At 67.9% G+C, this 22,968-nt stretch carries 21 protein-coding genes; 15 read left to right on the top strand and 6 right to left on the bottom strand.

From position 1 onward, the window contains the following. Both BM115_RS27160 and purM read right to left on the bottom strand, forming a co-directional pair. Positions 1-292 (bottom strand): transposase (locus tag BM115_RS27160; protein WP_143093928.1); only part of this gene is annotated, 292 nt, incomplete at its 3' end. Between the two features lie 90 nt (positions 293-382). After that, positions 383-1,435 (bottom strand): phosphoribosylformylglycinamidine cyclo-ligase, encoded by a 1,053-nt coding sequence (gene purM / locus BM115_RS21600; RefSeq protein ID WP_092298963.1) that lies wholly within the window; start codon positions 1,433-1,435, stop codon positions 383-385. A 184-nt stretch (positions 1,436-1,619) separates the two neighbouring features. Here purM and BM115_RS21595 point away from each other — a divergent pair, with 184 nt between their 5' ends. The 9 genes from BM115_RS21595 (at position 1,620) to BM115_RS21555 (ending at position 9,259) form a co-directional block, all read left to right on the top strand. Continuing rightward, positions 1,620-2,690, top strand: a complete 1,071-nt coding sequence (locus tag BM115_RS21595; RefSeq protein ID WP_092298960.1) for an AI-2E family transporter — start codon at positions 1,620-1,622, stop codon at positions 2,688-2,690. Between the two features lie 51 nt (positions 2,691-2,741). Then, positions 2,742-3,449, top strand: a complete 708-nt coding sequence (gene hda, locus BM115_RS21590; RefSeq protein ID WP_092298957.1) for a DnaA regulatory inactivator Hda — start codon at positions 2,742-2,744, stop codon at positions 3,447-3,449. Positions 3,450-3,554: 105 nt separating this feature from the next. Then, positions 3,555-4,229 (top strand): histidinol-phosphatase, encoded by a 675-nt coding sequence (locus BM115_RS21585; RefSeq protein WP_092298953.1) that lies wholly within the window; start codon positions 3,555-3,557, stop codon positions 4,227-4,229. A 1-nt stretch (position 4,230) separates the two neighbouring features. Next, on the top strand, positions 4,231-5,808 hold the full coding sequence (gene pcnB / locus BM115_RS21580; protein ID WP_092298950.1) for a polynucleotide adenylyltransferase PcnB: 1,578 nt from the start codon (positions 4,231-4,233) through the stop codon (positions 5,806-5,808). Between the two features lies 1 nt (position 5,809). Further along, the gene (gene folK, locus BM115_RS21575; RefSeq protein ID WP_092298947.1) at positions 5,810-6,328 is read left to right on the top strand and encodes a 2-amino-4-hydroxy-6-hydroxymethyldihydropteridine diphosphokinase; all 519 of its coding nucleotides are present in this window, start codon (positions 5,810-5,812) and stop codon (positions 6,326-6,328) included. 32 nt (positions 6,329-6,360) lie between these two features. Then, entirely contained in the window at positions 6,361-7,002 is a 642-nt protein-coding gene (locus BM115_RS21570) for a deoxynucleoside kinase (protein WP_092298944.1), read from the top strand. Positions 7,003-7,054: 52 nt separating this feature from the next. Next, a complete protein-coding gene (gene panB, locus BM115_RS21565; protein WP_092298941.1) occupies positions 7,055-7,876 on the top strand; it encodes a 3-methyl-2-oxobutanoate hydroxymethyltransferase in 822 nt (273 codons plus the stop codon). 10 nt (positions 7,877-7,886) lie between these two features. Continuing rightward, positions 7,887-8,585 carry an ABC transporter permease gene (locus tag BM115_RS21560; protein ID WP_092298938.1) on the top strand — a complete coding sequence of 233 codons (699 nt, stop codon included), beginning with the start codon at positions 7,887-7,889 and terminating at the stop codon, positions 8,583-8,585. After that, positions 8,582-9,259: an energy-coupling factor ABC transporter ATP-binding protein gene (locus BM115_RS21555; protein WP_092298936.1), complete on the top strand. Its 678-nt coding sequence runs from the start codon at positions 8,582-8,584 to the stop codon at positions 9,257-9,259. The genes BM115_RS21560 and BM115_RS21555 overlap by 4 nt, the downstream gene beginning before the upstream one ends. Before the next feature lie 24 nt (positions 9,260-9,283). Here the strand turns inward: BM115_RS21555 and BM115_RS21550 are convergent, their stop codons facing one another. The 4 genes from BM115_RS21550 to BM115_RS21535 all read right to left on the bottom strand — a co-directional run bounded on the left by BM115_RS21550 (position 9,284) and on the right by BM115_RS21535 (position 15,272). Further along, positions 9,284-11,155, bottom strand: a complete 1,872-nt coding sequence (locus BM115_RS21550; protein ID WP_092298933.1) for a chorismate-binding protein — start codon at positions 11,153-11,155, stop codon at positions 9,284-9,286. Between the two features lie 115 nt (positions 11,156-11,270). Then, a complete protein-coding gene (gene dnaJ / locus BM115_RS21545) occupies positions 11,271-12,404 on the bottom strand; it encodes a molecular chaperone DnaJ (protein ID WP_092298930.1) in 1,134 nt (377 codons plus the stop codon). A 173-nt stretch (positions 12,405-12,577) separates the two neighbouring features. Then, entirely contained in the window at positions 12,578-14,524 is a 1,947-nt protein-coding gene (gene dnaK / locus BM115_RS21540; protein ID WP_092298927.1) for a molecular chaperone DnaK, read from the bottom strand. A gap of 193 nt (positions 14,525-14,717) precedes the next feature. After that, on the bottom strand, positions 14,718-15,272 hold the full coding sequence (locus BM115_RS21535) for a cob(I)yrinic acid a,c-diamide adenosyltransferase (RefSeq protein ID WP_092298924.1): 555 nt from the start codon (positions 15,270-15,272) through the stop codon (positions 14,718-14,720). 140 nt (positions 15,273-15,412) lie between these two features. On the opposite strand from BM115_RS21535, the gene BM115_RS21530 reads away from it, so the two are divergent. From BM115_RS21530 to glcF, 6 genes are all read left to right on the top strand, one after another. Continuing rightward, positions 15,413-16,831, top strand: coding sequence for an FAD-binding oxidoreductase (locus tag BM115_RS21530; RefSeq protein ID WP_092298921.1), 1,419 nt, complete (start codon positions 15,413-15,415; stop codon positions 16,829-16,831). 15 nt (positions 16,832-16,846) lie between these two features. Continuing rightward, the gene (locus BM115_RS21525; protein ID WP_092298918.1) at positions 16,847-17,737 is read left to right on the top strand and encodes a LysR substrate-binding domain-containing protein; all 891 of its coding nucleotides are present in this window, start codon (positions 16,847-16,849) and stop codon (positions 17,735-17,737) included. Positions 17,738-17,932: 195 nt separating this feature from the next. After that, positions 17,933-19,441 (top strand): FAD-linked oxidase C-terminal domain-containing protein, encoded by a 1,509-nt coding sequence (locus BM115_RS21520; protein ID WP_092298915.1) that lies wholly within the window; start codon positions 17,933-17,935, stop codon positions 19,439-19,441. A 60-nt stretch (positions 19,442-19,501) separates the two neighbouring features. Further along, positions 19,502-20,464, top strand: coding sequence for an ion transporter (locus BM115_RS21515; protein ID WP_092298912.1), 963 nt, complete (start codon positions 19,502-19,504; stop codon positions 20,462-20,464). A gap of 40 nt (positions 20,465-20,504) precedes the next feature. Next, complete coding sequence (gene glcE / locus BM115_RS21510) at positions 20,505-21,611, top strand: glycolate oxidase subunit GlcE (RefSeq protein ID WP_092298909.1); 1,107 nt, start codon at positions 20,505-20,507, stop codon at positions 21,609-21,611. A gap of 28 nt (positions 21,612-21,639) precedes the next feature. Continuing rightward, on the top strand, positions 21,640-22,890 hold the full coding sequence (glcF, locus tag BM115_RS21505) for a glycolate oxidase subunit GlcF (protein WP_092298905.1): 1,251 nt from the start codon (positions 21,640-21,642) through the stop codon (positions 22,888-22,890). The last annotated feature ends 78 nt before the right edge of the window (positions 22,891-22,968 follow it).

The following is a 22,968-nucleotide window of genomic DNA, read 5'->3' as shown; positions in this document are numbered from 1 at the left end:
GTTCCCAAATGCCAATCGCACCGAAGTTGCGAATATCGAACCATGCTGCGACTTCGCGATGCGACAACCGCTGGCTTCGCATCCGCTTCAGCACGGCAAGCTTGAACTCGGCGCTGTAGTGCGTGTACTTCCGTTTGATGCTCGCCGCGCCATGCAGGCGGTATCCCGCCACCCAGCGCCGTACTGTTCCGCTGTCTCTTTCATGGCGTTTGGCGATCTCACCATAGCCTGCCTGACCGTCCAGGTAGCTCTGGATAACTGTCAGCCTGAACTGCTCCGAGTACCGATACATGAAAACACCCCAAAAGTTGGTGTCCAACTTTTGGGGTGCAGTTCAGTTGCCATCGGGCGTTTTGCCATCCTGCGAGGGATTGGACCGCGCTCAGACCACCACGGTCTGAGCCTGGCCTTCCTCGCGTTCGCGGATTTCGCCGATCTGCCACACGGCTTCGCCAGCCGCCTGGAGGTGACGGATCGCGCGTTCGGCGTCTTCCTTCGCCACGATCACGACCATGCCGATGCCGCAGTTGAACACGCGGTGCATTTCCGCATCGGCCACGCGGCCTTGCTCCTGGAGCCACTGGAACAGCGGCGGCAGCGTCCAGGCATCCTTCTGGATCACGGCGGTGACGTTGTCGGCCAGCACGCGCGGCACGTTCTCGGTCAGGCCGCCGCCGGTGATGTGGGCCATGCCCTTGACCGGCAGCGTCTCGATCAGCGAGAGCAGCGGCTTCACGTAGATGCGCGTCGGCGCCATGATGGCGTCCTGCAGGCGCTGGCCGTGGAAGTCGGCGTTCAGGTCCGGCTTGGCCACGTCGATGATCTTGCGCACCAGCGAGTAACCGTTCGAATGCGCGCCCGACGAAGCCAGGCCCAGCACCACGTCGCCCGGGATAATCGTGCTGCCATCGATGATCTTGCGCTTTTCCACCGCGCCCACCGCGAAGCCGGCCAGGTCGTACTCGCCGTCCGGGTACATGCTCGGCATTTCGGCGGTCTCGCCGCCGATCAGCGCGCAGCCGGCCAGTTCGCAGCCATGGGCGATGCCCTGGATCACGGTAGCGGCCGTGTCCACGTCCAGCTTGCCGCAGGCGAAGTAGTCGAGGAAGAACAGCGGCTCGGCGCCCTGCACCAGGATGTCGTTGACGCTCATCGCCACCAGATCCTGGCCCACGGTGTCATGGCGGTTCAACTGGAAGGCCAGCTTGAGCTTGGTGCCCACGCCGTCCGTGCCGGACACCAGCACTGGCTCCTGGAACTTCTTCGAGAGTTCGAACAGCGCGCCGAATCCGCCGATGCCGGCCATCACGCCTTCACGCATGGTGCGCTTGGCGAACGGCTTGATGCGGTCTACCAGCGCGTCGCCGGCGTCGATGTCAACACCGGCATCGCGGTAGGAAAGGCCTGCCTGGCCGGCGTTCTGGGATGCGCTCATGAGATCCTGCTTGTCTTTGACGAGGTAAAGTGTGGATTACGGCGCCCGGCGCCACGGAGGGCGGGCGCGAGTCCGTTAGAATCGCGATTTTAACGGATACAGGCTCCCGGCTACCAGTTTCGCGGCGACACCCGGTCACCAGACCGGCCAAAGTGCCCCGCCCGGCGGTTTCCGGACCCTTTCGATGAACGCTCCCCTGCTCTCGCCAGACTCCAAACGTATCCTGATCTGGATCGTCGTGGCCGCCGGCCTGTTCGCCGCCATCGTGGCGCTGGCGCCGGTGCTCACGCCCTTCCTGTTCGCGTTCATTTTTGCGTACATTCTCACGCCGGGCGTGGACTGGCTGCAGCGCCGCCGCGTGCCGCGCTTTATCGGCGTGACGCTGATGATCGGCCTGCTGACCATTATCGTGGTGCTGCTGGTGCTGCTGCTGATCGCCGTGCTCCAGCGCGAGATCCCGCAGATCCGCGAGCAGGTGCCGCTGCTGTTGCAAAAGCTCAACAATGTGGTGTCGCCCCGCCTGGCAGAACTGGGGGTGCGCGTGCGCTTTGACTTCCCCGGCCTGCGCAACATGCTCCAGGACCGCTTCGCGGCGAGCCCGGAAGACCTGTTCCAGGTGCTGCTGAATTATGCGAAGGTGTCCGGCTCGGCCCTGATCAGCGTGTTCGGGATGCTGTTCATCATCCCCATCGTCATGTATTACCTGATGATGGACTGGCATATGGTCATGCGGCGTATCGAGCGGCTGGTGCCGCGCCGCTGGGTGCCGAAGGTGCGCGAGCTGTCGAATGAGACCGATGCGCTGCTTTCCCAGTACCTGCGCGGCCAGATCCTGGTTATGGTGATCCTTGCTGCACTTTATTCGATCGGGCTGACCATCGCCGGGTTCGAGGTGGGCGTTCCGGTGGGCGTGTTCACCGGGCTGGCCGTGTTCATCCCGTACATCGGTTTCGGGCTGGGGCTAGCGCTGGCGATCCTGGCTGCGCTGCTGCAATTCGGCAATTTGTACGGGCTGGGCGCCGTGGCCGTGGTATACGGCATCGGGCAGTTCGTGGAAAGCTTCTACCTGACGCCGCGCCTGGTGGGCGAGCGCATCGGGCTGCACCCGCTGGTGGTGATCTTCGCGCTGCTGGCATTCGGCCAGTTGTTTGGCTTCTTCGGCGTGCTGCTGGCCCTGCCGACCTGTGCGGTGCTGCTGGTCGGCGCGCGGCAGATCCGGCGCGTTTACATGGCTAGCGATCTGTATCGCAACTGATTGAAGCCCACAGAAACTGATGGAACCGAGGTAGGAAGTTACGAAAACGTCATGTCATCGCGTCATAAGCAGCTTTCGCTCGAGCTCGGCAGCCCGCCGCCGTCCACGTTCGAGAACTTTTTCGTGGCTTCGAACCGGGAGCCGGTGCAGCGCCTGCGCGAGCTGCCGGCCGCCATCGCCCAGGAACACGCCAACGACCGGCTGATCTACCTGTGGGGCGAGGTCGGCTCGGGGCGCACCCACCTGCTGCACGCAGTGTGCGACGCGGCGCTCCATACCGGCCTGAACTGCCGCTACCTGAGCCCGCACCACGCGCTCGCCGACTTCAATTTCGACCCGTCCTGCCGGCTTTACACCGTCGATGATGTGGAATTGCTCGACGAAGCGCGACAGATCGCCGTGTTTTCGCTGTATAACGAGGTGCGCGCCCACGTGCGCACCGCGCTGGTGGTGGCGGGCGGCCTGGCGCCGCGTGCCATGCCGGTACGTGAAGACCTGCGCACCCGGCTCGGCTGGGGGCTGGTCTACCAGGTGGCCTCGCTGTCCGATGACGACAAGATGGCCGCCCTGCTGCAGGCCGCGCGCGAGCGTGGCTTGCAGTTATCGCCCGAAATCCCCCACTGGCTGGTCACGCGGCATTACCGCGACATGCCCAGCCTGATGGCCCTGCTGGACGCGCTGGACACGTATTCGCTCGAGCGCAAGCGCGCGGTCACCCTGCCGCTGCTGCGCGAGATGTTTGCGGAATTCCGCGAATAAATCGCGAATCCGCGCCGAAGCTGGCACGAAATCCGCTCCCAAAATGGTCCTGGCGCGCCAAGCCGCGCCAACCGCCATGTGTACCTTAATGTAAAATCGCCGCCCATGAATCTGGCACTGTTTGACCTCGACCACACCCTGATCCCCACCGACAGCGACCACGAATGGGGCCGCTTCCTGGTCCGCATGGGCGTTGTCGACGAGGAATCCTATCGTCGCAAGAACGACGAGTTCTATGGGCAATACAAGGCGGGCACCCTGGATATCCAGGCGTTCCTGCGCTTCGCGCTGGCCCCGCTGGCTGCCAATCCGCGTGACCGGCTGGACGCCTGGCGCCAGCGCTTCATGCGCGAGGTGATCGACCCGGTCATCACCCCGCAGGCCAAGGCGCTGGTCTACAAGCACCTGGAGGCGGGCGACCTGTGCGCCGTGGTGACGGCTACCAACAGCTTCGTCACCGCGCCGATCGCCCAGGCCTTCGGCATCAAGCACCTGATCGCCACCGAGCCGGCCACGTCCGACGGCAAGCCGGAAAGCGCCTTCACGGGCGAGGTCTTCGGCGTGCCGAGCTTCCGCGAGGGCAAGATCGCCCGCGTGGAGCAGTGGCTCAAGGGCCTCGGCACCCAGTGGGAAGACTTCGGCACCACGACGTTCTATAGCGATTCCGCCAACGACCTGCCGCTGCTGGAAAAGGTCAGCGAGCCGATCGCCGCCAATCCCGACGACCGCCTGCGCAACCATGCGGCCGCGGCCGGCTGGCGCATCATGGACCTGTTCTGACGTGATCAAGAAGCTCATCAACCGGCTGCTCGGCAAGCCTGGCCCCAAGCTGCGCCGCACCGGGCGCGCCCATACGCAGCGCATCGTCAACGTGGACGAACACCAGATCGACCCCACGCTGCTCTCGCGCAACGCGGTCAAGGTCACCGCCACGCTCCAGCAGGCCGGTTTCCAGGCCTTTATCGTCGGCGGCGCCGTGCGCGACGTGCTGCTCGGCATCAAGCCGAAGGACTTCGACGTGGCGACCAACGCCACGCCCGAAGAGGTGCAGGCACTGTTCCGCCGCTCGCGCATCATCGGCCGGCGCTTCCAGATCGTGCACGTGACCTTCTACGGCGGCCGCGAGCAGGAAATCATCGAGGTCTCGACGTTCCGCGCGCTGGTGGACGCCATTGCCAGCGAGACGCTGCCCGAGGGCCGTCGCCTGAAGCGCGCCGAGCTGGACAGCAAGACGCACGCGATCGACGCCAGCGGCCGCGTGCTGCGCGACAACGTTTGGGGCTCCCAGGCCGAGGACGCCGAGCGCCGCGACTTCACGATCAACGCGATGTACTACGACCCGGCCGCGCAGACCGTGCATGACTACCATCACGGCATGGAAGACATCCGCGCGCGCACGCTGCGGATGATCGGCGACCCGGTCACGCGCTACCGCGAAGACCCGGTGCGCATGCTGCGCGTGGTGCGCTTCGCGGCCAAGACAGGTTTTTCGATCGACGAAGCGACGCGCGAGCCCATCGCCGAACTGGCCCCGCTGATCCACAACGTGCCGAGCGCGCGCCTGTTCGACGAAATGCTGAAGCTGCTGATGTCCGGGCACGCCTGGGCCTCGCTGCAGGAGCTGCGCAAGGCCGGCCTGCACAAGGGCCTGCTGCCGCTGCTGGACGTGGCGCTGGAGCAGCCGATGGGCCAGCGCTTCGTGCAGCTGGCGCTCGACAACACCGACCGCCGCGTGCAGGCCGGCAAGCCGGTGTCGCCCGGTTTCCTGTTCGCCGCGCTGCTGTGGCACCACGTGCTGCAACGCTGGAACAAGCTGCGCGACGAGGGCGAGCACGCGATTGCGGCGCTCAACACGGCCATGGACATGGTGCTGGAGAAGCAGACCGGCCAACTGGCCATCCAGCGCCGCTTTGTCACCGACATGCGCGACATCTGGGGCATGCAGCCGCGCTTCGAGAAGCGCGTGGGCCGCATGCCGTTCCGCCTGCTGGAATCGCCGCGCTTCCGTGCCGGCTATGACTTCCTGCAACTGCGCTGCGAATCGGGCGAACAGCCGGCTGAAATCGGCCAATGGTGGACCGACTTCCAGAACGCGCCGCCCGATACGCGCGAAGACATGATCGAGGCCACCCGCCAGAAGCGCGGCAAGGGTGGCTCGGGCGCCGCCGGTAGCCAGGGCGGCCAGGGTGCCGACGAGGGCGAAGGCTTCGCGGGCGTCGATGGCGAGGGCCCGGCGCGCAAGAAGCGTCGTCGGCGCGGTCCGCGGAAATCGGATAAAGTTTCTTCCCGGGGCGACACGGACGCGGCGGAGGGGGGTCAAGCCGCATCGGAGTCCGGCCGCGCCCAGCCGGAGGAATAACATGACACTTGCCTTTATCGGCATCGGCGCCAATCTCGGCGATGCCCGCCAGGCACTGAAGGACGCCATCGTGTGCCTGGCCCAGCAGGTCGGCATCACGGTATTGGCCAAGTCCTCGTTCTACCGCACCGCACCCGTCGACGCCAGCGGCGACGACTACTTCAACGCCGTGGTGAAGGTGGAGACGTCCTTCACCGCGCCGCAGCTGTTGCGCATCTGCCACCACATCGAGGACCAGTTCGGCCGCGAGCGCCCGTTTCACAACGCGCCGCGCACGCTGGACCTCGACCTGCTGCTGTTCGGCGCCGACCGGATCGACTCCGAGGCGATGACCGTGCCGCATCCACGCATCACCGAGCGCGCCTTCGTGCTGGTGCCGCTGGTGGAGCTGGACGGCGAACTGGTCATCCCGGGCCGTGGCCGCGCGGCGGACTTCCTGCCCGGCGTGCGCGACCAGCGCATCGAGAAGTTTTCCTCATGCAAATGCCCCCGCCTTCAGGAAGGCGGCACGCAGGCGTGATCCACGCCTGATCCATCGGCACCCCACGAGCCATGCTCGACCATCTGCGCCGCATCGTCGTCGAAGGGCCCGTCGGCTCCGGTAAGACCTCGCTGGCGCAGCGCCTGGCCCGCACGCTCCAGGCCGGCGAACTGCCTGACGGCGCACGCCAGAACCCCTTCCTCGAACGCTTCTACCGCGAGCCGCAGCGCTATGCACTGCCGATGCAGTTGCACTGCCTGGACCAGCGCGCCACCCAGATCCAGCAATGGCAGGCCGCGCTGCTGGCCGGCCAGCGCGTGATCGGCAATTTCCTCTACGCACGTGACCGCCTCTATGCGGCGCTGACCCTCGAAGCCGACGAACTCGCGCTCTACGACGCGCTCGCCGCCCGGCTCCAGGTGCCGGCCCAGCGCGTGGACCTGGTCATCATGCTCCAGGCCACGCCGTCGCTGCTGCGCGAGCGGATTGCGCGACGCGGCCTGCCTGGCGAGTCCGGCATCGACGAAACCTACCTCCAGCGGCTGACCGACGCCTACGGCGAACTGTTCCACCGCTACGACGAGGCGCCGGTCCTGATCGTGGACACCGCGCGCTTCAATCCGGTGGACAACGACGGCGATTTCCGTACACTACTGTCGCGCATCGAGAACATGCGGGGCCGCAAGGCCTTCCTGAATCTCGCGGCCCCCTGACCGCCCTGCCCGCCTCAGGCCCAGGCAGCCACACACCCCCACGGGCACTGCCATGAGTTACCTCCTCGACCCCTCCCGCAAGACCGTCACCATTCCCAAGCTCCAGGCCATGCGTGCCGCGGACGACAAGATCGTCATGCTGACTGCCTACGACTCGAGCTTCGCCGCACTGCTCGATTTCTGCGGCGTGGAAGTCATCCTCGTCGGCGATTCGCTCGGCAACGTAATGCAGGGCCAGCAGACCACGCTGCCCGTCACGCTGCCGCACATGGTCTATCACACCGAATGCGTGGCGCGCGGCAACCAGACCGCGCTGCTGGTTTCGGACCTGCCGTTCGGCACCTACGGCACGCCCACGCAGGCCTTCGAGAGCGCCGCCGCGCTGATGCGCGCGGGCGCGCAGATGGTGAAGCTGGAAGGCGGCGACTGGCTCGCTCCCACCGTGAAGTTCCTGGTCGAGCGCAGCATTCCGGTGTGCGCCCACATCGGCCTGACCCCGCAGTCGGTGCACGCGCTGGGCGGCTTCAAGGTGCAGGGCAAGACCGATGCCGGCGCCGCGCAGCTCAAGCGTGACGCGCTGGCGCTGCAGGCCGCCGGTGCGCAGCTGATCGTCATGGAAGCCGTGCCGGCCGCGCTGGCTGGCGAGGTCACGGCACAGCTGACGATTCCGACCATCGGCATCGGCGCCGGCGTGGACTGCTCCGGCCAGGTGCTGGTGCTGCAGGACATGCTCAATATCTATCCGGGCCGCAAGGCCAAGTTCGTGCGCAACTTCATGGACGGCCAGACCTCGATCGAGGCCGCCGTGCGCGCCTATGTCGCCGCCGTGAAGGACGGGAGCTTCCCGGCCGTCGAGCACACGTTCTCCGCCTGAGCGCGCCCACGTGGAGATCGGCACGGCCACGCTGGACGCTTTCCGCCTGCTGGGCAGCGGGGACGGCGCGCTATGGTTCATCGTCTGGACCTCGCTGATGGTGGCGGTGCTCGGCCTGGCGCTGGCTACCGTGCCGGCCATCGGCGCCGCCTACCTGATCGCCACCCATGCCTTTCCCGGCCGGCGCGTGGTGGTGGTGCTGGCGCAGGCCTTCCTGTCGTTCCCGACGGTGCTGGTTGGCCTGGTGCTCTACCTGCTGTTCACGCGGCAGGGGCCGCTGGGTAGTTTCTCCCTGCTGTTCACCCCATCCGGCATGGTCTTCGGGCAGGCCGTGATCGGCTTTCCCGTGGTGCTGGCGTTCTCGCTCGCGGCCATGCAGGCGGCGGATCCGCGCCTGCGCGAGACCGCCTGGGTGCTCGGCGCCGGCCGCTGGCGCACCTTCTTCACCGTGCTGCGCGAACTGCGTTTCGGCCTGATGGCGGCCGTGGTGGCCGGCTTCGGGCGCGTGATTGCCGAGGTGGGCTCGGCGCTGATGATCGGCGGCAATATCGAAGGCTCCACGCGCACCATCACCACGGCCATCGCGCTGGAGACCAGCAAGGGCGAGTTCGCGCAGGGCATCGCGCTCGGCATCGTGCTGGTGGCGCTGGCGCTGGCCGTCAACATCATGCTCGCCTGGCTGCAAGGCGCGGGAGGGTTCCGGCGATGACCAGCGCACTGCTGACGGTGCGGGGACTGGCGCGGCGCGTCGGCGCTCGCCAGTTGTTCGACATCCCCGAACTGGTATTCCCGCGCGCCGCCGCCGTGGCGCTGACCGGCGTGAACGGCGCGGGCAAGTCCACGCTGCTGCGGATGATGGCCGGGCTGGAGCCGGCACCGGGCGCGACCGTGGCGTGGCAAGACGAAGGCGGCAAGCACCGCGAGGCGCCGCTGACGCCGCTCCCGCCCGCGCTGCGCCAGCGCGTGGCCTATATGCACCAGCATCCCTACCTGTTCCGCACCTCGGTACGCGACAACATCGCCTATGGCCTGCGGGCCCGGGGCGTGGCGCACGACGAGATCGAGCGACGCGTGGGCGCGGCGCTGGGCTGGGCCGGCATCGTCCATGTGCAGGACACCGCGCCGGAGAAGCTGTCCGGCGGCGAAGTCCAGCGCGTGGCGCTGGCGCGAGCCAAGGTGCTGGAGCCGGAATTGCTGCTGCTCGACGAACCGACCTCCAACCTCGACGGCCACGCGCGCGAGCAGGTGATTGCGCTGATCGGGGAACTGGCGGCGGAAGGCCGCTCCGTGGTGATGGTCTGCCACGACCGGGAACTGATCAACCTGCCCGGGGTGGTCAGATGGAAACTGGGGGACGGCCGGCTCGATACGCGGCATCGGTAGGCGGCTGGCGCCTACGCTTCCTATTTAGCGCAGCCGCGCCCGCATCGTCCCGCGCAGCGCATTGGCGACGACGATGGCCTCGGCGTGCCGCACCATCTCACGCGTGACCACGGCCTGTTCGATCGGGCCGTCGATCAGTGCGTCGCCCGCTTCGAGCACCACGGCGCGCATCACGCCCGGCAGGATGTCCGCCGACAGCGGCGGCGTCAGCCAGCGCCCGCCCACCTTCACGAACACCGAACTGCGTCCGCCTTCGAGCAACTCGTCGCGCGTGTTGAAGAACAGCGCGTCGAAGCCGCCCTCGCGCTCGGCCGCCTGCCAGCCGGCATCGAACGTGGCGCGGGCGCTGGACTTGTGGCGGCGCATCGGGTCGGCCACCGGCAAGGGCGTCGCGGCCAGGTCGAGTAGCGCCACCGGCTCGGCGCGCGGCGCCAGCGGGCCGCTCGCGAAGGCCAGCGCGCCGGCCTTGTCGACGGCCATCCGCAGCCGCCAGTCGCCATCGCCCAGCCGCCCTGCCTCGGCCTGCATGGCCGCCCGCGCGGCGGGCTGGTCGAACGCGAAGCCGAACACGGCCGTGGAATGCGCCAGCCGCGTCAGATGGCGCTCGCGGTGCAGCACCACGCCATCGCGCGCGTGCATGGTCTCGAACAGCGTGAAGCCGGGATCGTGCGCAGTCAGGAAGCGCGCCTTCCAGCCGCACTCGGCGAATTCGTCGGCGGCCACGCTGTCATGGACGATGCCGCCGCCCACCCCCATCTCGCCCCGGCGCAGGCCGTCGTCACCCTGCGGCCCCAGCACCAGCGTGCGGATGGCCACGGACATGCCGAAGGCGCCGCAGGGCTGGCCATCGGCCGGCGCATCGAGCCAGCCGATGGCGCCCGTGTAGAGGCCGCGCGGCGCGGTTTCCAGTTCGGCGATGATCTGCATGGTCCGCCGCTTGGGCGCGCCGGTGATCGAGCCGCATGGGAACAGCGCCGCCATCAGCGCGCCGAAGCCGGTGCCGGGCCGCGCCGTGGCCGTCACGGTGGAGGTCATCTGCAGCACGCGGCCGAATGGCTGGACCACGAAGCGGTCGGGCACGGCCACGCTGCCGGGCTGGGCGATGCGGCCCAGGTCGTTGCGCAGCAGGTCGACGATCATCACGTTTTCGGCCCGGTTCTTGGCGTCGGCAGCCAGCCGGCGCGCGGCGCGGGCATCCTGCTCGGCGTCCCCGATGCGCGGCGCGGTGCCCTTCATCGGCCGGGTCACCAGATGCCCGGCGCCGTCGTGTTCGACGAACAGCTCGGGCGATAGCGACAGCACCCAGCCATCGCCGGGTAGCCAGGCCAGCACGCCGAACGGCACCGGCTGCGCGGCCCGCAGCGCGGCGTAGAACGTCACCGGGTCGCCGAAGGCGGAGAAGCGGAGCCGCTGCGTGAAATTCACCTGATAGGTATCGCCGGCCTCGATATAGGCGTGGATGCGCGCGATGGCGTCCGCGTAGACGGCGTGCGACGGCTCGGCGCGTACGTCCATCGCCCCGGCCGGGGAGGATTCTGCCCGCGCGGCCAGCCATGCGCCTACGGCGTCGCCGTCAAGCCGGGCCAGGTCGCGGAACCAGAGCAGTTGCAGCGCGCCGTCATGGAACGGCAGCGCATCGCCGCAATGGACCGGCGCCCCGACCATCGCCCCGCCGTACTCGTACGGCGCGAACAGCGTGGCATGCAGCCCGTGGCGCCAGCCGGCGGCCAGCAGCGCATCCAGCGTGGCGGGATCGGTGCCGGCGGGCAGGACATCGGCCTGGACAAACCCCGTATAGAGGCGCGACGCCGCCACGCCGGGTGCGGCGGCGGCATCGTCAAGCAGGACGAAGGGGTCGAAACTGGCGCTGGAGGGGGCGGGGGACGGCGGAACCACGGCAACTCGGCAGGGTGCATCAATGCCGCATTATCGCCGCGCCGGGCATGAAAAAACCGGCCACGCTGGTCACGTGGCCGGTTTCATCGTCCTGCCTGCCGGGCAATCCGGCGATTTAGCTGAAGAAGCTTTTCACCTTGTCCAGCCAGGACTGCTCCTGCGGGCTGTGGCGCGAGCCGCCCTCGTGCACCGAGCGGTCGAATTCACGCAGCATGTCCTTCTGGGCCTCGGTCAGCTTGACCGGCGTTTCCACGTTCACATGGACGTAGAGGTCGCCGGGATAGCCCGACCGCACACCCTTGATGCCCTTGCCACGCAGCCGGAACGTCTTGCCGCCCTGCGTGCCTTCCGGCACCGGGAAGCTGGCGCGGCCGCCCAGCGTCGGCACTTCCAGTTCGCCGCCCAGCGCCGCCGTGGCGAAGGAGATCGGCATCTGGCAGTGCAGGTCATCGCCATCACGCTCGAATACCTCGTGCGCCTTGATGTGCACTTCCACATACAGGTCGCCCGGGGGGCCGCCGTTGATGCCCGGCTCGCCATTGCCCGACGAGCGGATGCGCATGCCTTCGTCGATGCCGGCCGGAATCTTCACTTCCAGCGTCTTCTGCGACTTCAGCTTGCCCTGGCCATGGCACTTCACGCACGGCTTGGGGATGAACTTGCCGCTGCCGTGGCACTTCGGGCAGGTCTGCTGCATCGTGAAGAAGCCTTGCGACACACGCACCTGGCCCACGCCGTTACAGGTCGGGCAGGTTTCCACCGACGATCCCGGCTCGGCGCCATTGCCGTGGCAGTGTTCGCAGTCTTCCCAGTGCGGCACGCGGATCTGCGCCTCGTGGCCATGCGCGGCCTGCTCCAGCGAGATTTCCATGCTGTAGCGCAGGTCGGCGCCACGGTAGGCCTGCGGGCCGTTGCCGCGACGCTGGCCGCCCTGCTGGCCGAAGATGTCGCCGAAGATGTCGCCGAAGGCTTCGGCAAACCCGCCGTAGCCCTGGCCGCCGCCGAAGCCGCCAGCCATGTTCGGGTCCACGCCGGCGTGGCCATACTGGTCGTAGGCCGCCTTCTTCTCGGGGTCGGAGAGCATCTCGTACGCTTCCTTGCCCTCCTTGAACTTGTCTTCCGCTTCCTTGCTGTCCGGATTGCGGTCCGGGTGGTACTTCATCGCGAGCTTGCGATAAGCCTTCTTGATCTCTTCGTCGCTCGCGTTCTTGCCTACCCCGAGCACTTCGTAATAGTCACGTTTTGCCATGGTGGCTCTTACCTGATTGGCCTGCCCGGCAAAGAATCACCGGTCGGGCGAATAGCAAAAAAGCCGAGCGAGGTGTTCGACCACGGTTTCTCACCCTGTGTCAGAACACCATCGCCCGGCGTCGGGGCGGGAGTGGCGCTGGATGCACCTGCGCCGCTCCCGCTGATTCCCGCTTACTTCTTGTCGTTCACTTCCTTGAACTCGGCGTCCACGACGTTATCGTCCTGCGGCTGCGCCTGGGACTGCTGCTGGCCGCCCGCGGCACCGGCCGCACCGCCGGCTTCACCGGCCTTGGCCTGCATGTCGGCGTAGACCTTCTCGCCCAGCTTCTGGCTCGCTTCGGACAGCGCGTTGATCTTGGTTTCGATCTCGGCCTTGTCGCCGCCGCGTGCGGCGTCTTCCAGTTCCTTGATCGCGACTTCGATCTTTTCCTTCTCGCCGGCCTCGAGCTTGTCGCCATGCTCGATCACGGCCTTGCGGGTCGAGTGGACCAGCGCATCGGCCTGATTGCGGGCATCGGCCAGCTCACGGGCGCGCTTGTCTTCCTCGGCGTTGGCCTCGGCGTCCTTCACCATGCGCTGGATCTCGTCTTCCGACAGACCCGAGTTCGCCTTGATAGTGATGCGGTTTTCCTTGCCGGTGGCCTTGTCCTTGGCGCCCACGTGCAGGATGCCGTTGGCGTCGATGTCGAACGAGACCTCGATCTGGGGCGTGCCACGCGGCGACGGCGGAATGCCTTCCAGGTTGAACTCGCCCAGCAGCTTGTTGCCGCTGGCCATCTCGCGCTCGCCCTGGAACACCTTGATCGTCACCGCCGGCTGGTTGTCGTCGGCCGTCGAGAAGACCTGTGCGTGCTTGGTCGGGATGGTCGTGTTCTTGCTGATCATCTTGGTCATCACGCCGCCCAGCGTCTCGATGCCCAGCGACAGCGGCGTCACGTCCAGCAGCAGCACGTCGGTACGGTCGCCGGACAGCACCGAGCCCTGGATCGCGGCACCGACGGCCACGGCTTCGTCCGGGTTCACGTCCTTACGCGCTTCCTTGCCGAAGAACTCGCGCACCTGCTCCTGCACCTTGGGCATGCGGGTCATGCCGCCGACCAGGATCACGTCGTCGATATCGCCCACCTTGACGCCCGCATCCTTGATGGCGGTGCGGCACGGGTCGATCGTGCGCTTGATCAGGTCTTCCACCAGCGCTTCCAGCTTGGCGCGCGTGATCTTCAGGTTCAAGTGCTTCGGACCCGAGGCATCCGCCGTGATGTACGGCAGGTTGATCTCGGTCTGCTGCGAGCTGGACAGCTCGATCTTGGCCTTTTCAGCGGCTTCCTTCAGGCGTTGCAGCGCCAGCACGTCCTTGGACAGGTCAACGCCCTGGTCCTTCTTGAACTCGCCGATGATGTAGTCGATGATGCGCTGGTCGAAGTCCTCGCCACCGAGGAAGGTGTCGCCGTTGGTCGACAGCACTTCGAACTGCTTCTCGCCGTCCACGTCCGCGATCTCGATGATCGAGATGTCGAACGTGCCGCCGCCGAGGTCATACACGGCGATCTTGCGGTCGCCCTTCTCGTTCTTGTCCATGCCGAACGCCAGCGCGGCGGCAGTCGGCTCGTTGATGATGCGCTTGACGTCCAGGCCCGCGATGCGGCCGGCGTCCTTGGTCGCCTGACGCTGCGAGTCGTTGAAGTAAGCCGGCACGGTGATCACGGCTTCGGTCACCGGCTCGCCCAGGTAGTCCTCGGCGGTCTTCTTCATCTTGCGCAGCACTTCGGCGGACACCTGCGGCGGGGCCAGCTTCTGGTCACGCGCGCCCACCCATGCGTCGCCGTTATCGGCCTTGACGATGGCGTAGGGCATCAGGCCGATGTCCTTCTGCACTTCCTTTTCTTCGAACTTGCGGCCGATCAGGCGCTTCACGGCGTACAGCGTGTTGCGCGGATTCGTGACCGCCTGGCGCTTGGCCGGCGCGCCGACCAGGATCTCGCCATCTTCCATGTAGGCGATGATCGACGGGGTGGTGCGCGTGCCTTCGGCGTTCTCGATGACCTTCGGCGTGTTGCCTTCCAGGATCGCAACGCAGCTATTGGTGGTACCCAAGTCGATACCGATGATCTTACCCATTTGTGTTCTCTCCTATTGAGCCCTGCTTTGGCGCAGCGGCTGCAATTCAACCTGAGTGCGAAATGTGGCCGTCCGGGGGCATTTCAAGGGCAGAACCCGCAATTCCGAGTAATTTTCTCGGTTTTGCGGGGTAGCACCGTGCCTGCGTCGGGAGCGGCCAAAAAGTGGCTTATTGTTATCTTTTTTGCGGATATCAGGACTGCCGCTCGCGCTGCCAGAGCACGTCGGTGCCGCCGCCGGCCCGATTCAGCACCCGGGCGAGCACGAACAGCAGGTCCGAGAGCCGGTTCAGGTACTGGCGCGGCGCCTCGTTGAGGGCCTCGGTGGCGCCCAGCGCCACCAGCGCCCGCTCCGCCCGGCGGCACACCGTACGGCAGACGTGGGCCTGGGCGGCGGCGCGGCTGCCGCCCGGCAGGATGAACTCCGCCAGCCGGGGCAGGTTCGCGTTGTAGTGCGCCAGCCAGTCGTCCAGCTGGATCACCTGCGCTTCCTTGAGCAGCGTGTAGCCCGGAATCGACAGCTCGCCGCCCAGGTCGAACAGGTCGTGCTGGATATGGAGCAGGGCGGCGCGCACGTCATCCGGCAGGTCCGGCTCGGTCAGCAGCAGGCCGATGTGGGAATTCAGTTCGTCCACGTCGCCGATGGCGGCGATGCGCTCGCTGTTCTTGCCCGTGCGGCTGCCGTCGCCCAGCCCGGTGGTGCCGGCGTCACCGGTGCGGGTGGCGATCTTGGACAGGCGGTTACCCATGCCGGTCTCCCTCGTCTTGGTTTGAAGTGGCGCAATTATGGCCCCGAACCCGGGCTTCGGGGCGGGTTCCGGGCGCCGCGATGCGGTCCGCCGCGTGACGCGGACGGCGTAGAATGGCGAGATTCGCCGGAGACAAAAGCATGAACCACCCCACGCCCGCCGCCGCCCTGGCGCGCCGTCCCCTTCCCGTTGCCCTGGCCGAGACACTGGCCGCCCGCTTCGGCGAACGGTTTTCCACCTCGGCCGGCGTCTGCGCCCACCATGGCCGCGACGAATCCCCGTTCCCGCCCGCCGCCCCGGACGCCGTGGTCTTCGCCCACACCACCGAGGAAATCGCCGAACTGGCCAGCCTCTGCAACCAGCATGGGGTGCCGCTGATCCCCTACGGCGCCGGATCGTCGCTCGAAGGCCACCTGCTGGCCGTGGCCGGGGGCATCAGCCTGGACCTCTCCCAGATGAACCGCGTGCTGGCGGTGCATCCCGAGGACCTGACCGTGACGGTGCAGCCGGGCGTGACCCGCAAGCAGCTGAACCAGGAAATCAAGGACACCGGGCTGTTCTTCCCGATCGACCCGGGCGCCGATGCCTCGCTGGGCGGGATGTGCGCCACGCGCGCCTCCGGCACCAATGCGGTCCGCTACGGCACGATGCGCGAGAACGTGCTGGCCCTGACCGTGGTCACGGCGGACGGCCGCGTGATCCGCACCGGCACCCAGGCGCGCAAGTCGTCGGCCGGCTATGACCTGACCCGGCTGTTCGTCGGCAGCGAAGGCACGCTCGGCATCATCACCGAGGTCACCGTGCGGCTCTACCCGCAGCCGGAAGCGATCTCGGCCGCCGTGTGCGCGTTCCCGAGCATGGGCGACGCAGTGCGCGCCACGATCCAGACCATCCAGCTTGGCGTGCCGGTGGCCCGCGTGGAGTTCGTCGATGCGCTGGCCATCCGCGCGATCAACCGCCACGACAACCTCACGCTGCCGGAAACCCCGCACCTGTTCTTCGAGTTCCACGGCACCGAGGCCGGCGTGCGCGAGCAGGCCGAAACCGTGCAGCAGATTGCCGACGAGCACGGCGGCCAGGGCTTCGAATGGGCCACGCGCCCCGAAGACCGCAGCCGGCTCTGGAATGCGCGCCATACGGCCTACTTTGCGATGCTGCAGCTCAAGCCCGGCTGCAAGTCCGTGACAACCGACGTCTGCGTGCCGATTTCCCGCCTGGCCGACTGCGTGACCGAGACCGAGCGCGACCTGAACGCCTCGCAGCTGCCCTGCCCCATCGTCGGCCATGTCGGCGATGGCAACTTCCACGTGGCGATCCTGGTCGACCCGGCCAAGCCCGAGGAAATGGCCGAGGCGGAGGACATCAACCGCCGCATCGTCGAACGGGCGCTGGCCATGGGCGGCACCTGCACCGGCGAGCACGGCGTGGGGCTGCACAAGATGGGTTTCCTCGTGCAGGAGCACGGCGAGGACGCACTGGACCTGATGCGGGCGATCAAGGCGGCGCTCGATCCCAATCAGATTCTGAATCCGGGCAAGATCTTCAGCGCGGCGCGCTGACCGGGGGCCCGCGCCATGGCATCGGTGTTCCACCGCGTCCCGCCCCTGCACCTGCTGATCGCGTTCGAGGCCGCCGCGCGGCTTGGCAGCTTCGCGCGTGCGGCGGAAGAACTGTCCGTCACGCCCAGCGCGGTCTCGCACCGCATCAAGAATCTGGAGGAATTATGGGGCGACGACCTGTTCGTGCGCTCCAACGCCGCGCTGCGGCTCACCGCCGCCGGCACGCGCTACCAGCGCAATGTGCAGGACGCGCTGAAGTCCCTCAACGAACTGGCCCGCCCCGAGTACAACAAGCTGCGCACGCGGCTGCGGGTGGCCATTCCGCCGACGTTCGGCCGGCAGCACCTGGTGCCGCGCCTGCCCGAGTTCGGCGCGCTCTACCCCCATATCGACCTGGAACTGCACCTGTCCGTGCCCTTCCTCGATGTGAAGGCCGAGGACACCGATGTCGAGATCCGCTACGGCACGGGACGCTATTCGGGCCTCAAAACCACGAAACTGCTAGTCGAACCGGTGTTTCCGGCGTGCGGGCGGGAGTACTACGAGCGGGTCAACGGGCGCGCCATCGCCAAGCCAGACGACCTGCACAACCTCGTGCTGCTGCGCAGTCCGCTGGAGCCGTGGCGGCCGTGGTTCGAGACCGCCGGGCTCGACTGGCCGGAGCCCCAGACCGGCCCGCAATTCAACGATATCGGCCTGATGCTGGAAGCCATCGTCTCGAACCAGGGCGTGGGACTGGTGCGCCAGCGCATGGCGCGCCAGTGGCTGGCCGCCGGACAGATGGTCAAGCTGCTCGATGTGGAATCGGTCTCGCCGCACGGCTACTACATCGTCGAGCGCGAGCAAGCGCCGCTCCAGCCAGAGGCGCGCTACTTCGTCGACTGGCTGCTCGGGCTGGACTGGTAGCGTCCGGGCCACTAGGCTGGAGAGAGAAGCGCGCGCCAGCCGGACCGGGGCGCATGGCATGAGCAGTTTTGATCGGCTTGCCATGCCGAATTCACGTGGGCGAAGGCTCCCGTGGCAGGGGGCCTGCGCTATAGTCTGCCGTCCCGGCCGGGTGCGTGAAGCGATGCGCGGCGGCCGGCTCGTCAAGGAGTTGCCATGAACGCCCCGCAAGACGCCCACACCCTGGCCGGCGCTGCCACGCAGGCCGACGGCCCCCGCGCCGCGCTGCTGGCCGGCCTGGCCCGCATCCTCCCGCCTGCCGCCGTGCTCTGGAAGGCCGAGGACACCGTGCCGTACGAGTGCGATGGCCTGGCCGCCTACCGCCAGGTGCCCGACGCCGTGGTCCTGCCCGACACCGAGGAACAGGTCTGCGCCATCCTGCGCCTGTGCCACGAACTCGGGGTGCCGGTAGTGCCGCGCGGCTCCGGCACGAGCCTCTCGGGCGGGGCGATGCCCATCGCCGGCGGGCTGGTGCTGTCGCTGGCCAAGTTCAAGCGCATCCTCTCGGTCGATTCCTACTCGCGCACCGCCGTGGTCCAGCCCGGCGTGCGCAACCTCGCCATCTCCGAGGCCGCCGCGCCGCACAATCTCTATTACGCACCCGACCCGTCCTCGCAGATCGCCTGCTCCATCGGCGGCAACGTGGCCGAGAACTCGGGCGGCGTGCACTGCCTCAAGTACGGCCTCACCGTGCACAACGTGCTGCGCGTGCGCGCCGTGACGATGGAGGGCGATGTGGTGGTCTTCGGCTCCGAGGCGCCCGACGCGCCGGGACTGGACCTGCTGGCCACGCTGATCGGCTCCGAGGGCATGCTGGCCGTCGCCACCGAGATCACGGTCCGGCTGATTCCCAAGCCGCAGCTCGCGCAGGTCATCATGGCCAGCTTCGACGATGTGGAAAAAGGCGGCAACGCCGTGGCCGACGTGATTGCCGCCGGCATCATCCCGGCCGGCCTGGAGATGATGGACAAGCCCGCCACGGCCGCCGTGGAGGAGTTCGTCAAGGCGGGCTACGACCTCGACGCCGCCGCCATCCTGCTGTGCGAATCGGACGGCACGCCCGAGGAAGTGGCCGAGGAGATCGAGCGGATGAGCGAGGTGCTGCGCCGCTCGGGCGCCACGCGGATCACGGTGTCGCAGAGCGAGGCCGAACGGCTGCGCTTCTGGAGCGGGCGCAAGAACGCCTTCCCGGCCGCCGGGCGCATCTCGCCCGACTACTACTGCATGGACGGCACGATCCCGCGCAAGCACATCGGCACGCTGCTCAAGCGGATCGAGGCGATGGAACGCAAGTACGCCTTGCGCTGCATCAACGTCTTCCATGCCGGCGATGGCAACATGCACCCGCTGATCCTGTTCAACGGCGAGGACCTCGACGAATGGCATCGCGCCGAACTGTTCGGTGCCGACATCCTGGAGTCCTGCGTGGAACTGGGCGGCACCGTCACCGGCGAGCACGGCGTGGGCGTGGAGAAGCTGAATTCGATGTGCGTGCAGTTCTCGCCGGCCGAGCGCGATGCGTTCTTCGGCGTGAAGGCCGCCTTCGACCCGGCCCGGCTGCTGAACCCGGACAAGGCCATCCCGACGCTGGCGCGCTGCGCCGAGTACGGCAAGATGCACGTCAGGCGCGGCCTGCTGCCGCATCCGGACCTGCCGCGCTTCTGAGCGCGGGCGGGTACCGGGCGGGCCACGCGCCCCACCGCTACCCGCTCACCATCGCCACCCATGCCCAACCCCAACACCCACCAACGGGACGCCCGCCAGGAGCGCTTCCTCAACGCGCGCACCCGGCAGCGCCTGGGCCAGCCCGAAGCCGGCTGGCGCCAGCGCTGGTACACGATCATCTTCGAGGCCGACACGCGCCAGGGGCGCCTGTTCGACATCGTGCTGCTGATCGCCATCGTGACCAGCGTGGCCATCGTGATGCTGGACAGCGTGCCGTCGATCAACGCGCGCGCCGGGCTGGCGTTCACGCTGCTGGAGTGGATGTTCACGCTGCTGTTCACGGCCGAGTACGTGATGCGGCTGCTGGTGGTGCGCCGGCCGCTGCGCTACGCGTTCAGCTTCTTCGGCATCATCGACTTCATCTCGATCATCCCGACCTGGGCCGCGTTCTTCGTGCCAGAACTGGCCTTCCTGATCGACGTGCGGCTGCTGCGGCTGCTGCGCGTGTTCCGGATCCTCAAGCTCACGGTCTATTTCGAGGAAGCCCAGATCCTGGCCATGGCGCTGTCCAACAGCCGCCGCAAGATTTTCGTGTTCCTGGGCACCGTGTTCATCATCACGATCATCCTCGGCACGATCATGTACGTGGTGGAAGGCCCGCGGCACGGCTTCACCAGCATCCCGGTCAGCATGTACTGGGCCATCGTCACGCTGACCACGACCGGCTTCGGCGACATCGTGCCGCGCACGCCCATCGGGCAGTTCATCACCTCGCTGACCATCCTGCTCGGCTACGGGATCATCGCCTTCCCGACCGGCATCGTCGGCGCGGAACTGGCGGCCAGCATCATCCGGCGGCCGCTGACCACGCGCTGTTGCGAGCACTGCCTGACCGAGGGGCACGACCCCGACGCGGGCTTCTGCAAGCATTGCGGGACGGTGCTGCCTCCCTATCAGGTCGAGAACCCGACGGGGTTCGAGGATCTCGGCGGCCCCGGCAAGACGCCGCCGCGCCAGCCCTGATTCGACGACAACCCAACAAAAAACGCCAAGGGTCCCCCATATGGAAGCCACACTCGACGCCTTTCGCGATGCCATCCGCCAGGCCGGCGACAGCCGCGCCCCGCTGCGCCTGCGCGGCGGCGGCAGCAAGGACTTCTACGGCCAGGCGCTGGTCGGCACCGTGCTCGACACCCGCCCCTACGCCGGCATCGTCGACTATGACCCGGCGGAGCTGGTGGTCACGGCACGCTGCGGCACGCCGCTGGCCGAGATCGAGGCCGCGCTGGCCGAACGTCGCCAGATGCTGGCCTTCGAGGCGCCGCATTTCGCCGCGCCCGGCATCGCCACGCTGGGCGGCGCCGTGGCGGCCGGGCTGTCCGGCCCGCGCCGGCAGTCAGTGGGCGCGCTGCGCGATTTCGTGCTCGGCGTGCAGCTGATGGACGGACGCGGCGAGGTGCTGCATTTCGGCGGGCAGGTGATGAAGAACGTGGCCGGCTATGACGTCTCGCGGCTGCTGACCGGCTCGCTCGGCACGCTCGGCCTGATCCTGGAGGTCTCGCTGAAGGTGCTGCCGATACCGTTCGACGACGCCACGCTCCGCTTTGCGCTGCCGCAGGCCGAAGCCATCGAGCGCCTGAACCGCTGGGGCGGCCAGCCGCTGCCGATCGCGGCGTCGGCGTGGCAGGACGGCGTGCTTGACGTGCGGCTCTCGGGCGCCACGGCGGCCGTGCGCGCCGCGTGCGAGAAGCTGGGCGGCGATCGCGTCGAGCCCGGCGAGGCGCTCGCGCTCTGGGCCGCGCTGCGCGAGCAGTCGCACCCCTTCTTCGCCCCGGCCCACACCAAAGACCATGGCCGCGCACTGTGGCGCATCGCCGTGCCGCCCATCGCCCCGCCGCTGGACCTGCCCGGCACGCAGCTTGTGGAATGGGGCGGCGGCCAGCGCTGGTGGCTGGCGCCCGAGGGCGACCCCGCCACGGTCTCGGCCGATTCGGTGCGCGCCATCGCCCAGGCTGCCGGCGGCCACGCCACGCTGTTCCGCAACGGCGACAAGGCAGTTGGCGTGTTCACGCCGCTGTCGGCCCCGCTGGCCGCCATCCACAAGCGGCTGAAGGCCACCTTCGACCCCGCCGGCATCTTCAATCCGCAGCGCCTGTACACCGGCCTCTGAGCCGCCCACCGCCCAAGCCCCCCGAACCATGCAAACCACACTGGCCGAATTCCTGCGCAACACGCCCGAAGGCGAAGAAGCCAAGTCCATCGTCGGCAAGTGCGTGCACTGCGGCTTCTGCACCGCCACTTGCCCCACCTACCAGTTGCTCGGCGATGAGCTGGACGGCCCGCGCGGCCGCATCTACCTGATGAAGCAGATGCTCGAGGGCCAGCCCGTGACGGAAAGCACGCGGCTGCACCTGGACCGCTGCCTGACCTGCCGCAACTGCGAATCGACCTGCCCGTCCGGCGTGAAGTACGGGCGGCTGGTCGACATCGGCCGGAAGGTGGTGGATGAGCGGCTCGAGGCGCAAGGCATCCACCGCCCCGCAAAAGAGCGGATGGCGCGCTGGCTGCTGCGCGAGGGGCTGACCCGGCCGAAGCTGTTCGGCCCGGCGCTGAAGCTCGGCCAGATGATGCGTCCGATGCTGCCGGTGGCGCTGCGCAACAAGCTGCCGGCGATCACCTCGCCGACGGGGCCGTGGCCGCGCACCACGCACACCCGCAAGATGCTGCTGCTGGACGGCTGCGTGCAGCCGGCGATGTCGCCCAACATCAACGTGGCCACCGCGCGCGTGCTGGACAAGCTCGGCGTGCAACTGGTGGTGGCGAGCGAGGCCGGCTGCTGCGGCGCGATCCGCTTCCACACCGGCGACCACGACGGCGGGCTGGACAATATGCGCGCCAACATCGACGCCTGGTGGCCCTATATCGAATCCGGCGCGGAGGCCATCGTCATGACGGCCTCCGGCTGCGGCGTGATGGTGAAGGACTACGGCCACCTGCTGCGCCACGACCGCGCCTACGCGGAGCGCGCGGCACGGGTTTCGGCGATGACGCGCGACCTGTCCGAGATCCTGCCCGACTTCGCCGACGACCTGCACAAGCTGGCCGGCGCCGTGCCGCGCGAGGGCCGGCGCGTGGCTTACCATCCGCCCTGTACGCTTCAGCACGGCCAGCAGATCCGCGGCAAGGTGGAGGCGCTGCTGACCGGCCTGGGCATCGAGGTGCGGCTCTGCGCCGACAGCCACCTGTGCTGCGGCTCGGCGGGTACGTACTCGGTGCTGCAGCCGGAGTTGTCCTATCCGCTGCGCGACGACAAGCTCGCCAAGCTCCAGGCCTCCTCGCCCGATGCCATCGTCTCGGCCAATATTGGCTGCATCACGCACCTGCAAAGCGGCACCGACACGCCGGTGATGCACTGGGTGGAACTGGTGGAGCGCATGGTCTGCGCGTAGGGAGTTCTCCCCTCGCCCGCTTGTTGGAGAGGGGTCGGGGGAGAGGGATTGAGCGAACTGCGCGGTGACGCTTCGTGG

Origin of the sequence: Cupriavidus sp. OV096, assembly GCF_900115455.1 — a bacterium.
Taxonomy (GTDB): Bacteria; Pseudomonadota; Gammaproteobacteria; order Burkholderiales; family Burkholderiaceae; genus Cupriavidus.
Note: the sequence above shows the minus strand (reverse complement) of the source record. Positions and strands in the feature narration are given on the sequence as shown.